Source organism: Phytopseudomonas straminea, assembly GCF_900112645.1.
GTDB classification, from domain to species: Bacteria; Pseudomonadota; Gammaproteobacteria; order Pseudomonadales; family Pseudomonadaceae; genus Aquipseudomonas; species Aquipseudomonas straminea.
Map to the genome: position 1 here is coordinate 401,773 of NZ_FOMO01000005.1, position 14,253 is coordinate 416,025.

The 14,253-nt window shown below is 61.7% G+C and carries 19 protein-coding genes; 12 read left to right on the plus strand and 7 right to left on the minus strand.

Going from position 1 to position 14,253, the window contains the following annotated elements:
• Positions 1-9 precede the first annotated feature (9 nt).
• The 10 genes from BM279_RS14945 (at position 10) to BM279_RS14990 (ending at position 8,845) form a co-directional block, all read left to right on the plus strand.
• Complete coding sequence (locus BM279_RS14945; protein WP_093504920.1) at positions 10-744, plus strand: hypothetical protein; 735 nt, start codon at positions 10-12, stop codon at positions 742-744.
• Between the two features lie 150 nt (positions 745-894).
• On the plus strand, positions 895-2,085 hold the full coding sequence (locus BM279_RS14950) for a phage tail sheath protein (RefSeq protein ID WP_093504922.1): 1,191 nt from the start codon (positions 895-897) through the stop codon (positions 2,083-2,085).
• A 39-nt stretch (positions 2,086-2,124) separates the two neighbouring features.
• Positions 2,125-2,643: a phage major tail tube protein gene (locus tag BM279_RS14955; RefSeq protein WP_093504924.1), complete on the plus strand. Its 519-nt coding sequence runs from the start codon at positions 2,125-2,127 to the stop codon at positions 2,641-2,643.
• Positions 2,644-2,706: 63 nt separating this feature from the next.
• Positions 2,707-3,054, plus strand: a complete 348-nt coding sequence (locus BM279_RS14960) for a phage tail assembly protein (RefSeq protein WP_093504926.1) — start codon at positions 2,707-2,709, stop codon at positions 3,052-3,054.
• An 8-nt stretch (positions 3,055-3,062) separates the two neighbouring features.
• Entirely contained in the window at positions 3,063-3,185 is a 123-nt protein-coding gene (locus tag BM279_RS14965; RefSeq protein ID WP_093504928.1) for a GpE family phage tail protein, read from the plus strand.
• The gene (locus tag BM279_RS14970) at positions 3,172-5,691 is read left to right on the plus strand and encodes a phage tail tape measure protein (protein ID WP_093504930.1); all 2,520 of its coding nucleotides are present in this window, start codon (positions 3,172-3,174) and stop codon (positions 5,689-5,691) included. Before BM279_RS14965 ends, BM279_RS14970 begins: the two co-directional genes overlap by 14 nt.
• A 5-nt stretch (positions 5,692-5,696) precedes the next feature.
• Complete coding sequence (locus tag BM279_RS14975) at positions 5,697-6,137, plus strand: phage tail protein (protein WP_093504932.1); 441 nt, start codon at positions 5,697-5,699, stop codon at positions 6,135-6,137.
• On the plus strand, positions 6,134-7,399 hold the full coding sequence (locus BM279_RS14980; RefSeq protein WP_093504934.1) for a phage late control D family protein: 1,266 nt from the start codon (positions 6,134-6,136) through the stop codon (positions 7,397-7,399). Before BM279_RS14975 ends, BM279_RS14980 begins: the two co-directional genes overlap by 4 nt.
• A gap of 38 nt (positions 7,400-7,437) precedes the next feature.
• The gene (locus BM279_RS14985) at positions 7,438-8,154 is read left to right on the plus strand and encodes a hypothetical protein (RefSeq protein WP_093504936.1); all 717 of its coding nucleotides are present in this window, start codon (positions 7,438-7,440) and stop codon (positions 8,152-8,154) included.
• Positions 8,155-8,167: 13 nt separating this feature from the next.
• Complete coding sequence (locus BM279_RS14990) at positions 8,168-8,845, plus strand: hypothetical protein (protein WP_093504938.1); 678 nt, start codon at positions 8,168-8,170, stop codon at positions 8,843-8,845.
• 3 nt (positions 8,846-8,848) lie between these two features.
• Here BM279_RS14990 and BM279_RS14995 read toward each other — a convergent pair whose 3' ends face one another.
• Both BM279_RS14995 and BM279_RS15000 read right to left on the minus strand, forming a co-directional pair.
• The gene (locus BM279_RS14995; RefSeq protein WP_093504940.1) at positions 8,849-10,114 is read right to left on the minus strand and encodes a Y-family DNA polymerase; all 1,266 of its coding nucleotides are present in this window, start codon (positions 10,112-10,114) and stop codon (positions 8,849-8,851) included.
• A 2-nt stretch (positions 10,115-10,116) separates the two neighbouring features.
• Entirely contained in the window at positions 10,117-10,554 is a 438-nt protein-coding gene (locus BM279_RS15000; RefSeq protein WP_027908751.1) for a LexA family protein, read from the minus strand.
• A gap of 54 nt (positions 10,555-10,608) precedes the next feature.
• Between BM279_RS15000 and BM279_RS15005 the strand changes: the two genes are divergently transcribed.
• Both BM279_RS15005 and BM279_RS15010 read left to right on the plus strand, forming a co-directional pair.
• Positions 10,609-10,857, plus strand: a complete 249-nt coding sequence (locus BM279_RS15005) for a DUF1654 domain-containing protein (RefSeq protein WP_093504942.1) — start codon at positions 10,609-10,611, stop codon at positions 10,855-10,857.
• Between the two features lie 153 nt (positions 10,858-11,010).
• The gene (locus BM279_RS15010; RefSeq protein ID WP_093504944.1) at positions 11,011-11,310 is read left to right on the plus strand and encodes a chorismate mutase; all 300 of its coding nucleotides are present in this window, start codon (positions 11,011-11,013) and stop codon (positions 11,308-11,310) included.
• A gap of 48 nt (positions 11,311-11,358) precedes the next feature.
• Here the strand turns inward: BM279_RS15010 and BM279_RS15015 are convergent, their stop codons facing one another.
• The 5 genes from BM279_RS15015 to BM279_RS15035 all read right to left on the minus strand — a co-directional run bounded on the left by BM279_RS15015 (position 11,359) and on the right by BM279_RS15035 (position 14,164).
• Positions 11,359-11,985, minus strand: a complete 627-nt coding sequence (locus BM279_RS15015) for a LysE family translocator (RefSeq protein ID WP_093504946.1) — start codon at positions 11,983-11,985, stop codon at positions 11,359-11,361.
• A gap of 161 nt (positions 11,986-12,146) precedes the next feature.
• Positions 12,147-12,329, minus strand: coding sequence for a hypothetical protein (locus BM279_RS15020; RefSeq protein WP_093504948.1), 183 nt, complete (start codon positions 12,327-12,329; stop codon positions 12,147-12,149).
• Positions 12,330-12,426: 97 nt separating this feature from the next.
• A complete protein-coding gene (locus BM279_RS15025; RefSeq protein ID WP_093504950.1) occupies positions 12,427-13,128 on the minus strand; it encodes a helix-turn-helix transcriptional regulator in 702 nt (233 codons plus the stop codon).
• Between the two features lie 5 nt (positions 13,129-13,133).
• Positions 13,134-13,547: a DUF1761 domain-containing protein gene (locus tag BM279_RS23770; RefSeq protein ID WP_093504952.1), complete on the minus strand. Its 414-nt coding sequence runs from the start codon at positions 13,545-13,547 to the stop codon at positions 13,134-13,136.
• A gap of 125 nt (positions 13,548-13,672) precedes the next feature.
• Positions 13,673-14,164, minus strand: coding sequence for a hypothetical protein (locus tag BM279_RS15035; RefSeq protein ID WP_093504954.1), 492 nt, complete (start codon positions 14,162-14,164; stop codon positions 13,673-13,675).
• Positions 14,165-14,253 lie beyond the last annotated feature (89 nt).

Here is a 14,253-nt window from a genome sequence, read left to right on the forward strand (position 1 = left end):
GAAGTCCGCATGCACATCTACATCCAAGACAACGCGGGTGCCCTTACAGGCCCCCTCGACCTCCCCGAAACCCCAGGTATCGGCATTCAGCTACCGAGCAACGGTATCCAGCTGGCCAGCAAGCTGGCCAAGCCCATGGCAGGCAAAACCTGGGCATTGGTCGACGGCAGGCCCGCCCAGATCGCAGATTTTCGCGGTCAGGTGTACAGCACCGAAACAGGTGCGCCACAGCACCATGATTCACTAGGCCCGCTGCCCGAAAGCCTGACCGCGCAACCACGCCCGTCACTCGATCATAAGTGGAAAGGCACCACATGGGTCATCGATGCAGAGCTACAGGCTGCCAACCGGCAGGCCCTGCTCACCAAACTCTGCAAGTCCATTGACACAGACGCCGACGCTGCGCGCGCCGCTGTCATCGGTAGCCCAATGCGCGCAGTTGAATACGACCGCGCCCGTCTTGAGGCCGAGCAATTCAGAGCTGCCGGTTACGAGGGCGAAGCCCCTCCCATGGTCGCCGCCTGGGTCACCAGCGAGCGCAACGCCCAAGCCGCAGCCGAAGACATCCTCCGCGAGGCTGCCCAATACGAACATGCCCTGGTGCAGGTGCGCACCATCCGCTTACAAGCCAAAGAACAGATCCGCGCGCTGATGGCCGCCGGCGATGTCGACCAGGCCGCCCAGCTTACCGAGCAAACCATCGCCGATCTTGCCGCATGTGTGCAGGGTGTAGGCAACGCCTGACTTTTCCTGGGGAGGGTTAGCCCCGCTACGGCGGGGCTTTTTTATGCCTGCACGTTGTAGCCGCTCCCGCTACAACACCCGCCCCTCGCCGGTTTGCCGCGCGCGCGTCAGTCTCAGCACTGTCATTTCACACCGCGCAGGCAACCACCCATGGCCGACTACCTACACGGCGTCCGCGTCATCGAATCCAACGATGGCATTCGCCCGATTCGCACCGTATCAACCGCCGTCGTCGGCATGGTCTGCACTGCAGAAGACGCCGACCCGCTGGCCTTCCCGCTCGACACACCCGTGCTGCTCACCAACGTGCAGAGCGCCATCGCCAAGGCCGGCACCAAGGGCACCTTGCGCGCGAGCCTTCAGGCCATCGCCGACCAGACCAAGCCCTTCACCATCGTCGTGCGCGTTGCCGAAGGCGACGGCGCTACCGATGAAGCGAAGGCAGCGGCCACCGTCAGCAACCTGATCGGCACCACCAACGCCCAAGGCAAATACACCGGCATGAAGGCCCTGCTGGCCGCCAAGGGTAAGCTCGGCATCGTGCCACGCATCTTGGGCGTACCAGGGCTGGACAGCCTACCGGTGGCCACCGCCCTGGTCGCCATCGCCCAGGACCTGCGCGCCTTCGCCTACGTCAGCGGCTGGGGCTGCAAGACCAAGGAAGAGGCCGTCGCCTACCGCAACGGCTTCGGCGCCCGTGAAGTCATGGTCATCTGGCCATCGTTCGAGAAGTGGGACACCACCGCCAACGCCACCGTAGTCGCTCCGGCCGTCGCAGTCGCCCTCGGCCTTCGCGCCAAAATCGACCAGGAGGTCGGCTGGCACAAAACCATCTCCAACGTCACCGCCAACGGCGTGACCGGCATAAGCGCGGACGTGTGGTTCGATCTGCAAAACCCCGCCACCGATGCCAACTACCTCAACGGCAACGAAGTCACCACGCTCATCAACGAAACCGGCTACCGCTTCTGGGGCTCGCGCACCTGCAGCGAGGACCCGCTGTTCGCCTTCGAGAACTACACCCGAACCGCCCAGATCCTGGCGGACACCATGGCCGAGTCCCACTTCTGGGCGGTGGACAAGCCCATGAACCCGGGCCTGATCAAGGACATCATCGCCGGCATCAACGCCAAATTCCGTGAGCTGAAAACCGCTGGCTACATCATCGACGGCCAGTGCTGGTACGACGAAGAGGCCAACGACGCCACCACCCTCAAGGCCGGCAAGTTGTTCATCGATTACGACTACACCCCCGTGCCGCCCCTTGAAGACCTCACCTTCAAGCAGCGCATCACCGACCGCTACCTGCTCGACTTCGCCGCGCAGATCAACGCCGCCTAAGCCCGGCCAAGCCGCTAACGCACACAGGAGCAACGCCCCATGGCACTGCCTCGCAAACTCAAGAACATGCTGCTTTTCAACGACGGCGGCAGCTACCAGGGCGTCATCAAGACCTGCACCCTGCCGCCCCTGGCCCGCAAGATGGAAGCCTTCCGCGGCGGCGGCATGAATGGCCCGGCCTTCGCTGACCTGGGCCTGTCCGACGACGGCATCAAGTTCGAGTGGAAGCTCGGCGGCCTCGACCTGCAGGTGCTCAAGCAGTGGGGCGCCATCCGCGCCGATGGCGTGATGCTGCGCTTCGCCGGTGCCTACCAGGATGACGCCACCGGCGAAGTCGTCGCCGTGGAAATCATCGTGCGCGGCCGTCACGAAACCATCGAGATGGGCGACGCCGCACCAGGTGAAGATACCGAGCACAGCGTCACCACCGTTTGCACCTACTACAAGCTCAGCGTGAACGGCGAGGAAGTGATCGAGATTGACGTCCTCAACTTCATCGAGCTCGTCGACGGCAAGGATCTGCTCGCCGAGCACCGCAAGGCCCTCGGCCTCATCTGACCCCCACCGCAACGCCACCCGGCGCGCTGATCCGCGCCGCCCCATTCCCAAAGGAGCCACCCCATGGAAACCAAAGACGAAGCCGCCACCAAGGCCGCAGCAGCCCCCGCCACCAACCCGAACCAGGCCACTGTCACCCTCGACACACCGATCGAGCGCGGCACCACCACCATCACCGACGTCAGCCTGCGCAAGCCGATGTCAGGCGAGCTGCGCGGCGTCGCCCTGACCGACCTGCTCAACCTCGAGGTCAACGCCCTGCGCAAGGTGCTGCCACGCATCACCACCCCCATGCTCACCGACGTGGAAGTCGGCCGTATGGATCCAGCCGACCTGGTGGAGCTGGGCACCACGGTGGCCGGTTTTTTGTTGAGGAAGTCGGTGAAGGCGGAAGCATTCCTCACTGCGTAGATGACGCCATGGCCGACCTGGCCGTGGTCTTTCACTGGGCGCCCAGCCACATGGACGCCCTCAGCCTCACCGAGTTGATGCAATGGCGCGAGCGCGCCCGCGTACGGAGCCAGAGCGATGGCGGCAACTAACCTCAAACTGCAGCTCATCCTCTCCACCCTGGATAAAGTCACCGGCCCGCTGAAAAAGATGCAGGGCAGCGGCATCGGCGCCGGCCGCGCACTCAAGGAAGCCCGCGACCGGCTCAAGGATCTCAACGCCCAGCAAAAGGACATCAGCGCCTGGCGTACCCAGCGCACCGCCGCCCAGCAGACGGAAGCGGCCCTCGACGCCGCCCGGGAGCGCGTGCGCACCCTTGGCCAGCAGATGAAGGCCACCGGCGTACCCACCCGCGAGATGGCCCGCGACCTCAAGGCCGCCATCCGCGAAGCCACGGGCCTCAAGCGCGAGCATCAGCAAAACCAGATCCAGCTGCAGGGCCTGCGCAACAAACTCAACGCCGCCGGCATCAGCACCCGCAACCTGGGCGCCGGCGAGCAGGCGCTCAAGGCCAAGATCGCCGCCACCAACAGCGAGCTGCTCAAGCAGGAAAACCGCCTCAAGCGCGTCACTACCCAGCAGCAGCGCCTGGCGCGCAACAAAGCCCAGTACGAGAAAACCCAGGCCCTCGCCGGCGGCATGGCTGCCACCGGCGCCGGCGGGCTCGCCACCGGTACCGGCATCCTCTACGCCGGCGCACGCATGCTTGCACCAGGTGTGCAGTTCGACGCCGACATGAGCAAGGTACAGGCCCTCACCCGCCTGAAGAAAGACGACACCCAGCTAGCCGCCCTGCGTGCCCAGTCTCGCCAGCTCGGTGCCGACACCATGTTCAGCGCTACAGACGCCGCCCAGGGTCAGGGCTTTCTGGCCATGGCCGGCTTCAAGCCCAAGGCCATCCTCGAAGCAATGCCCGGCATGCTCGACCTGGCAAAGGCGGGCGACAGTGGCCTGGCAGAAACCGCCGATATCGCCTCGAACATCCTCACAAGCATGGGCCTCGAGGCCAAGGACATGACCCGCCTCGGTGACGTGCTGGTCGGCGCCTTTACCCGCTCGAACACCAACCTGCAGATGCTCGGCGAAACCATGAAGTACGTGGGCCCAGTCGCCGCCAGCGTCGGGCAGGATGTCGAAACCGTTGCCGCCATGGCCGGCAAGCTGGGCGACGCCGGCATCCAGGGCAGCATGGGCGGTACCGCACTGCGCGCCATCCTCAACCGCCTCAGCGCGCCACCGGCCGCGGCAGCCAAAGCCCTCAAGAAGCTCGGCATCAGCGCCAAGGACGCCCAGGGCAACATGCGCGACATGCCGGACATCCTCACCGAGCTCTACAACAAGACCAAAAAAATGGGCGACGCCGACCGCGCCGGCGTCCTCAAGCACATCGCCGGCGAGGAAGCCGTCAGCGCCCTGCAGGTGCTGGTCAAGCAGGCTGGCCAGGGCGAACTGCAGAAGTTTATCGCCACCCTGCGCGAAACCCAGGGTGAAGCGGCAGCCACTGCCAAGACCATGGGTGACAACCTGGTCGGCGACCTGGACGAACTGTCATCAGCATGGGAAGACCTCGGCATTCAGATCCAGGAACAGCAGAACGGCCCCCTGCGTGAAATCACCCAGAATCTCGCCAACATCGTGGGCGGCGTGAAGGCCTGGATCATCGAGAACCCTGTCCTGGCGGCGCAAATCGTCAAAACGGCTGCCGGCCTGGGCATCATCATGGCCGTCATGGGCGGCATCACCCTGGCCCTGGCCAGCATCCTGGGCCCCTTCGCCATGGTGCGCTTCGCCATGATGCTGCTCGGCATCAAGAGCCTGGGCCTGGTTACCGCGCTGAAGTTCGTGGCCAGCGCGCTGCTTTGGATCACCCGCCTCGCCATGGCCAACCCTATCGGCCTGCTCATCACCGTGCTCGCCGGCGGCGCCTACCTGATCTACCAGAACTGGGACGCCGTGAAGGCCTACATGGTCGGCCTGTGGGCAGAGATCCAGGAAGGCTTCAGCGGTGGCATCGGCGGCATCATCGCCACCCTGCACAACTTCAGCCCGATTGGCCTGCTCTACCGCGCCTTCGCCGGCGTGCTCAGCTACCTGGGCGTTGAGCTGCCCAGCAAGTTCACCGGCTTCGGCGGCATGCTGATGGATGGGCTGGTGAACGGCATCACCAACGGCCTGAGCCGCGTGAAGGAAGCCATCACCGGCGCCGGCGGCGCCACCATCGACTGGTTCAAGGAAAAGCTCGGCATCCACTCGCCATCGCGCGTATTCGCCCAGCTCGGCGGCTTCACCATGGCCGGCCTCGGCCAGGGCCTGGCCAACGGTGAAGGCGGCGTGCTCAAGCAGATCGCCGGCACCGCCCGCGCCATGACCGAAGCCGGTACCAGCCTGCTGACTGGCGGCATCACCTTCGACAGCCGCCCGCCCGTGGCCGCCGGCGGCGGTGGCATGGTCATCCAGGGCGACACGGTGCACTTCACCATCAACGCCACGCCCGGCACCGACACCGCCGGCCTGCGCCAGATGATCAACCAACTGCTCGACGAGCGTGAGCGCGGCAAAGCCGCGCGCATCCGCTCGCGCATGAGTGACCAGGACTAGCCCACATGATGATGTCCCTCGGCATGTTCGTATTCAGCCTCAGCACCCTCGCCTACCAGGAGCTGCAGCGGCAAACCGACTGGCGCCACCCCACCACCAACCGCGTCGGCGCCAACCCGGCGCGGCAATTCGTTGGCAAGGGTGAAGACACCATCACAATGCCCGGCATCCTGCTGCCCGAGCTGGCCGGCTCGGCCATGTCCCTCGACGCCCTACGCACCATGGCCGACACCGGCAAGGCCTACCCCCTGGTGGAAGGCACCGGCCGCATCTTGGGCGTGTGGGTGATCGAGAGCATCAGCGAAACCCGCACCCTGTTCTTTCGCGACGGCGCCGCCCGCCGCATCGAGTTCAGCATCACCCTCAAGCGCATCGATGACAGCCGCGTCGATATGCTCGGCAACATCCTCTCCACCGGCCTCAACATCCTGCGGAGGCTGTTTTGATCGAGGCCGCCATCAAGGCCGTTACCGGCTTCATCACCCAGCAGGCCGAGAGCATGGCCCGCGATGCCAGCTACCCGGTACCGGCGTTCCGCCTCACCGTGAACGGCGCCGATATCGCCAACCTCATCGCCCCGCGGCTGATCAGCCTCACCCTCACCGACAACCGCGGCATCGAGGCCGATACGCTCGACATCCAGCTCAGCGACCACGACGGCCTGCTGGCCATCCCCCCGAAAGACGCCACCGTGCGCCTGTGGCTCGGCTGGAGCGACACCGGCCTGGTCGACAAGGGCACCTACACCGTCGACGAGCTGGAGCACAGCGGCTCGCCGGACGTGCTCAACATCCGTGCCCGCAGCGCCGACCTGCGCAAGGGCTTCAAGGCCAAGCGTGAACGCAGTTGGAGCAACGCCACCCTGGGCGAAGTACTGCGCGCCATCGCCAGCGCCTACAGCCTCACGCCCGTCATCGAGCAGGCCCTCAGCGCGCTGCGCCTGCTGCAGGTCGACCAGGCCGGCGAATCCGACGCCAACCTGCTCACCCGCCTGGGCGACGAACACGACGCGGTGGCCACCGTCAAAGCTGGCCGGCTGTTGTTCACCCCGATGATCGGCGGGCGCACCGCCAACGGCCTGGCCCTGCCCCACGTCACGCTGGCCCGGGCGGACGGCGACGGCCACCGCTATCTGCAGGCCGACCGCGACGCCTACACCGGCGCCAAGGCCTACTACTACGACGTCAACAGCGCCAAGAAGCGCGAAGCCATTGCCGGCGGCGGCGACAACATCAAAGAGCTGCGCCACACCTACGCCGACCAGCAATCCGCCATCCGCGCCGCCCGGGCCGAGTGGCGCCGCATCCAGCGCGGTACCGCCACGCTCAGCTACACCCTGGCCAAAGCCCGGCCGGAGCTGATCCCCGAACTGACCTACACGCTTGAGGGCATCAAACAGGAAATCGCCGCCACCATCTGGCACGGCGGCAATGTGCAGCACAGCCTCACCGCAGACGGCGGCTTCACCACCGCCCTGGAGCTGGAAAGCCAACTACCGGACGAACTGATCGACGAGCTGGCCGAGCGCGAGGTCGGCACCTACACCGGCGTGGTCGCCTGGTACCGCACCAAGGATGGCAAGCAGGAGAAGGTCACCGCCGGCGAGCCCAAGCGGCTGAAGCGCCTGGCGCGGCTGTATGCGAACAAAAAGAACGCGCAGAAGGCGGTGGATCGGGAGTGGAAGAAGCTGCAAAGCGCCGATGCGTAATGGCAAAATCCCGGGTTAACCAATGGAGGACACTGCAAATGGAATTCCTTGAAGTAATCAAGCAAGCCTATAACAGTGGCTACAGCATCTACGTCGTTGCAGGCGTAGTCGGTGTAGCCTTCGCAAAAGTGATCACAACCTTCGGACAGGCCTTGGAGCTGCACGACAAAAATTTCGTGCGTAAGCGCTTGGACCGCCTCGAGAGCATGCGGGCAAATATGCCTGCTGATCGCGCCCTCGCTAGATACCTAGACGATTCCATAGACCAGGAGAAATTTCGTATCAGCTCGGGTATTTCAGTAAGCCAGCTGAAAGCAGAGTGGCTAATAAAATTGGCCGCTACAGGACTTTGGGAGCGGGCGCATATCAAGGCCGCATCAAAGTTTTTAGTCACAGACACGAGATCGCTCGTTACAGGCCTTGAGTTCACTTGGTCTGATCGAGTGGGCGCTGTACTTAGCTGCATCATGGGGTTACTTCTGCTGCTTCTTGGAACTCTATATTTCCTAATGCTCTACCTAAACCTAGGCCAACTTGGCTTCTTCATTGGGGCTGCAGTGTTCTGCTGTTTCATAATTGTTGGCCGCCTGTTTTCAGGCGACTTCCTCAGGTATCGTGTAGCCAGGAAGATTCGGCTCTACCTAACCAACCACCCTCTCCCTAGTACCAAGCAATCAAACTCCGACCGTCCGACGACTGTGCCTGAATTAGAAGGCGCTGGATCGGGGCCGGTAAGGATGTCTCAGCCGAATTAACGGAGTAGTGCGTATGGAAAGCTGGGCTGAACAAGCTGGTCTTATATTGCTAGGTGTATTCGTTGCGCAATCAGTGAACTATCTAGCTAGCAAAAGAAGAGTCCATAAAATTATAAAGCTACACATCGAAGAGCTTAAGCAGCTATCACTAGAAGTAGATCGACTTACCTTGATATTCGAACGCCAGCTGCAAATCGCAAGTCTGGGCGGGATAAATCAGTCATTCGCACTACCAATCAAAGCACCAATTTATGCGCACCACTATAGCGATATAATGGCCGAATTAAATATCGACCAGCGAATCTCCTATCAAATGATTCACACTCAGATTGACTCATTGAATCAGCACTTGGCTGAGGCCAGGGAGTTTATTGCCAATCTACCCGTGCTAAGCAAACCGGAAGAGGCAGATTTTGAGAAATACGCGCAAAGCGCACATGAGGGCTTTTTAGCTTGCAAAGTTATTCAGTGGCATATCTCATATCACTTAAACAACCAATCGAAACCGACACTGGGTTACAAAGATAAAAAACACCAAGAGTTTCTTCAGTACTACCAAGATGTCTATGATGAAGCGACAGCTATAAAAACACATCCAAGCGCTGATCTAAGTCCAGATTTTTTTGAGAAAATTTACGACCCCAGCGCATTTGGAAATGGTTACTTCAATAGTCATGGTGAGAGGATCTGATTTTCAACCTCTAACCCCAATCACCTCATCCCACCTGGTGGTGTAACACCGGCTCTTCATCTCCCGCTTCATGCCCCACCAAGGATCCACCGGCACCCGGCCAAGCCGCAGGGTGCCGGCGCCCTCCCGCTTGTTGACTGCATCCAGCGCCGCCATCACCCGGTCACTGCCGGCTCGGGCGGCAGGCGCGAACAGGTCGGCCGTCACCTCGCCGCGCTGGCTCAGATCCATGAGCAAGATCGAGCACTTCGAGTATTTGAAGCCCTGGCGGTAGATCGCATCCAGGGCGCGCAGTGCCGGCGCAAGAATGTCCCGCGTGTCGTCGGTCGGCATCGGCAGCGCAACCGTCTGCGCGTTTGAGTAACGCGGCAGCTTGGGGTTGTGGATCTGCGTCTTGATGCTCACCTGGATGGCGCCGCACAGCGAACGCTGGCTGCGCAGCTTCTCGCAGGCGCGGGTGACGTACGTGGCCAGGGCCTCACGAATCGGCGCCAGGTCTTCAAGCTTCTCGCCAAACATTTTGCTTGAGCAGATGGCTTGCTTGGGCGGTGGGCCGTCGTTGAAGTCCAGGCAACTCACGCCGCGCAGCTCGCGCGCCGTGCGCTCCAGCGTCACGCCGAACTGTTTGCGCAGGGTGGCCACATCGAAATGCGCCAAGTCCCAGGCCGTTTTGATGCCCAGGGCCTGCAGCTGTGGCGCCAGGCGCCGGCCAATACCCCACACCTCGTCGACCGGCGCGATGCGCAGCAGCTTGGCCTGCCGCTCCGGGCTTGTCAGGTCCACAACGCCGCCAGTAGCCGGCCACTTCTTTGCCGCCCAGTTGGCGAGTTTCGCGAGGGTCTTGGTGGTGCTGATGCCCACACCTACGGGCATGCCGATATCGCGCAGCAGCCGTGCCCTCACCCGCCGGCCGAGGCCATCGAGGTCAGCGATACCAGTCAGGTCAGCCCAACACTCATCGACCGAATACACCTCAATGCCGGGCACCATGTCGCGGATGGTGCGCATCACGCGGTTGCTGATGTCCGCGTACAGCGTGTAGTTGCTCGATCGCACCACAACGCCGCCGGCGCGCAGGTCCTCACGCACCAGGTGGTAGGCCGCCCCCATGGGAATGCCCAAGGCCTTCACTTCCGAGGTACGGGCGATCACGCAGCCATCGTTGTTCGAGAGCACCACCACCGGCTGCTTTTTCAACGCAGGCTGGCAGATGCGCTCGCAGCTGCAGTAGAAGCTGTTGCAGTCGATCAACGCGAATACCTGGTCCATGCTCAGCGCCCCACGTAGCTGATCACCCAGCGCACCACACCCCAGATCTGCACGCACTCTTCGTACTCGAGGTTGATGTCCGGAGTGAAGCGGCTGGGAGCGCGCAGCACCAGGCGGCCGTCGTCGTCTTCGATCATCAGGCGCACGCGGTAGCAGCCGTCGTCCTCGAGGTCGACCACTACATATTGCTCGCGCTTGGTCATGGTGCCGCGGTCCACCACCAGCCGGTCGCCGGGGTACATGCCGAAGCCGATCAGGCTGTCATCCTCAACCCGCACCACCCATACATGAGGCGCCCCCAGGCTGGTAAGCGCGTCGAGCGAAAGCCCCTCTTCCTTCTCGTCTTCGGCGGGGGACTGGAAGCCCGTGATACGCAGTTCCTTGGCTTCGGGCAACAGGTGGGCGAGCCGCTGGTTGCGGCCCAAAATGGTGAGTGACATGACGGCGAATCTCGAATTACTGTATGCACATACAGTAATCGAGGCATTCGCATCATGGCAAAAGGCAATTCCCAGGCGGCAGCCGCTCCCAGCGCCTACGAGCTGCTCGGAGCCCGAGTTCAGCGGGTTATCAACTCCCCGGCCGCGCAAAAATCCCGATCAGCGGTATTGCTGCGGGCCGAGGGCGACAGCCCGGACGACTGGTCGCGGATCCTCGACGAGATCAGCGAGAACGACAACGTCACCATCGCCTGGCGCGACGATGGCGTGCAGTTGTTCTGGACGGTGCCGAAGGAGGATTGAACGCGGCACTGGCCGAGCTGCCGAAATCGGGCATTGGGTCACGTTGTGCCGAGGAACTCGACAGTCGTGCCTGGTAAGCACCTCGATCTGTGCTAGACCCAGTAGTCCGCTTTTCAAAAGCGGGGCTTTTAAACCAACTGAGGAAGATTTTTTATGGAAGTGCGGTGTACATCGATCGAGGAAGTCCGTGAGCAGATTGACGGCATCGACCGGGAGATTGTGGCGCTTTTGGCGCGTCGCGGTGGCTTCGTTACCCAAGCCGCTGCGTTCAAGAAAACCACCACCGACGTACGGGCCCCGGCTCGTGTCGAACAGGTGATTGCCAAGGTGCGAGGTATCGCAGAAGAGACCGGCGCCTCGCCGGATGTTGTGGAGAGCGTGTACCGCGCCATGATCGCGGCGTTCATCGACGAAGAGCTCAAGACTCACTCTTCGCTGCAAGCCAACGTCTGAAATAGCGTGGCCACTGCAGGGCAGCCGGGCTGCCCTGCAGGCCTGTCGTTACTTCTGGCTCAGCGCAGCAATAGAGACACCCGACCCAACGAAGGTCAGACCTGCCCCCACGTTCAAGCCATTGACCAGCCGCGGCCGTGAGCGCAGAAAGCTCGACAGTGCCCCGGCGAACACGCCCATCAGCGCAAAGCCTACCGCCGTCAGCAGCGCGAACCACACGCCATACACCACCATCTGCATGGTCACTGAGCCACGCGCTGGGTCAACGAACTGCGGAATGAAAGCGAGCACGAAAAAGCCCGGCTTCGGATTCAGCGCAGCCGACAGGAATCCCGTCAGGAAGATGCTGCGCAGTGATTGCCGGGTCGCTTCCTTGAAACTGATCAGGCTGCGCGAGCGCAACACCTTGATGCCCAGCCATAGCAAGTAGCCCGCGCCGATCAACTTGATCACCCAAAACGCCACCTCGGACGTCTGCATGAGCAGTGTCAGCCCCAGGGACGCAGCCGCTACGTGGAACAGAATGCCCGCGCCGGATGCAGTGCCCGACACAATGGCAGCCAGCTTGCCCTGGCTCAACCCACGGCCAATAGCTAACAAGTTGTCAGGCCCGGGCGCAAGAACGAGTAGCACGCATGCAGCGGTGTAAGCCAACCAAACGCTGAGTGGAAACATGTCACCTCCATTTTTTTGTTGTAAGAAGGCGGATGCCTTCGAAGCGAACCACTGTGCGCGCCCTGTTTTTTCAAGTCAAAGCATCAGGGCCGAGCGGCCATGCACGAACCCGGCTTGTGATGCAGGCAACAAAAACCCCGGCACCTGGCCGGGGTTTTCTATTACCGCCCCGCCTTACGGACGGCCATCGCCTCGATCGCGCGGCGCATAAAAGCCTGCTCGCCTTCGTCCAGTTGCCGGTAGAAGCGGATCAGCATCCGCTCGGTCGGCGTTAGCGGTTCCTTATCGAGCTGGGCAACCTCGCAGCCAGGTTGACGACCCTCAGCCCCTTTCCCATTGTTCATCGCTCTGCATGCTCCATGTTGTGCAGTGGAGCTGAGGAACATCGGCAGGCATTGGGTTCTCCGTAAGTGGCCGTAGATTGCCGCACTGATCGGGCGTTTAGGTTGTTTCGACCATTTGCCGGTTTGCTTGATATCGCATCCATTGTCGGCGTAGAGTCGCCGCGCGGGCCGTGTAGTGTCCCTCAAAAAACTCGATGGCCTTGATCCGATCCTCACGAAATACCCGGAAGTCTTCACGCATTTCACACCAAGCGATAACAACCTGCGCACCCGTCACATACCCCATCATGAACGGCCAGAGTGTACGGTACGTCTCAGCCCCCGCTTTATCTCGGTAGAGAACGGCGATCTTGCGGCCCTCTCGGCACCAGCGCCGCAGCCTTTGATAATCCAAATTGCTGTGACATGCCTTCTGTCGGGGCAACGTAACAACAGACGGGTCATCGACCAGAGGCATCAGCTCCTTCGGTACCACTGCCGCTACCTTGGCCAGAACGGACATTGCAGCGCGCGCCAGATCGCTATCGCCATTAGCGATCACCCATTGGGCACCTAACGTGACCGCCTCTACCTCATCGACGTTGAGCATCAACGGAGGCAGATCGAAACCTCGCTCCAGAACATAGCCAATTCCAGCCTCACCCCGAATCGGCACGCGCCGAGCGACGAGCGCCGCGATGTCCCGATAGATTGTTCGCTTTCCGATTTCTAATTCCGTAGCGATCGCATCTGCCGTAAGGGGTGCGGTCGACTGTCGAAGGATTTGGATAATCTCGAAGAGACGCTCGGCTCGCCGCATTGGATTTACTGCATGGCCACAAGAATTGAGCTGGACATTAGGCTACCGATAAGGAACAGCGGCACGGTTAAGGCCGCGTAGGCATAAGGATGAGGAAATAGCGGATTGATCGCTATGTTGGCAGTCGTAGCCCCTATATATCCAACACCGACGAGTGCGCCCAGCATCAGCCCATCAATCTGACTATTGATACCGAGGGCACGGAGTAAGATCGCAGTGGTAACGATACTGACGAAGCTACAAACGAACGGGCCCACAATGAAGCGGGCTGGTGCCTTCGCAGGCCACTCGTCCAATCCCATCACGCGAGCATAGCGAACACGGAAGAGAACGGTATACCAAACGCCTCCTAGGATAAGGTGAGCGACACTCGCAATTACAACCGCGACCCAGTCTTGCGATAAAAGGGTTAGATGCATCGTTGATTCTCCATGTGGTTTTGGGAGATCTATATACACCTGACCTACTGACAGCGTGGTGTCAGCATAATGAACGTCGGGGAGTGAAGTATCCAGACGCGTTTGCCCCCTTACGTCGCGGAGAGCTAATTGGCCCACACCTCTCCGATCAGCACCGCTGAGCCGCTATCGCCTTCGCAGCCCTCGCCGGGGCCCCACTCCAGGCGCGCATCGGTGTCTTGTGGGTAGAGGTGCAGGCGCCGGTCATGGCATCCGCCCATCGCACCAACGGCCACGGCTTGCACGCGCGCGTCCGTCCAATCCGTAACCTGGTACAGGTACGTCTGCGCCTCAAGGTCGGAACCTTCGGTGTGGTGGAAGATGGTGGCCAACGCTTCGGTGCAGAGCTGCTGCTCGGGGTAGCAGCGAATCTCCACCGCACTGCGGCCAGGTGGCTGGTAGCCCTCCTCGGTGATCCAGCCGCCCATCACCCACAGATGGCCATCAGACTGATCGGCCAGTCGTTCGGGAATGAACACATTGGGTTCGGGGCGAGCCTTGTCACTGGTCAGCCATAGGGTCAGGCTGGCGGTGAGACCTGCGGTGAGGAGGCAGGCGAACAAGGTGGTCAATGTCATAGGAAGTCCCTTTCCATAGTTATAAGTGCCGGACACTCACGCCCTTTATTCCGCAATCCTTTTTGCACAGGGCAGTAGCTGCCTTTGGT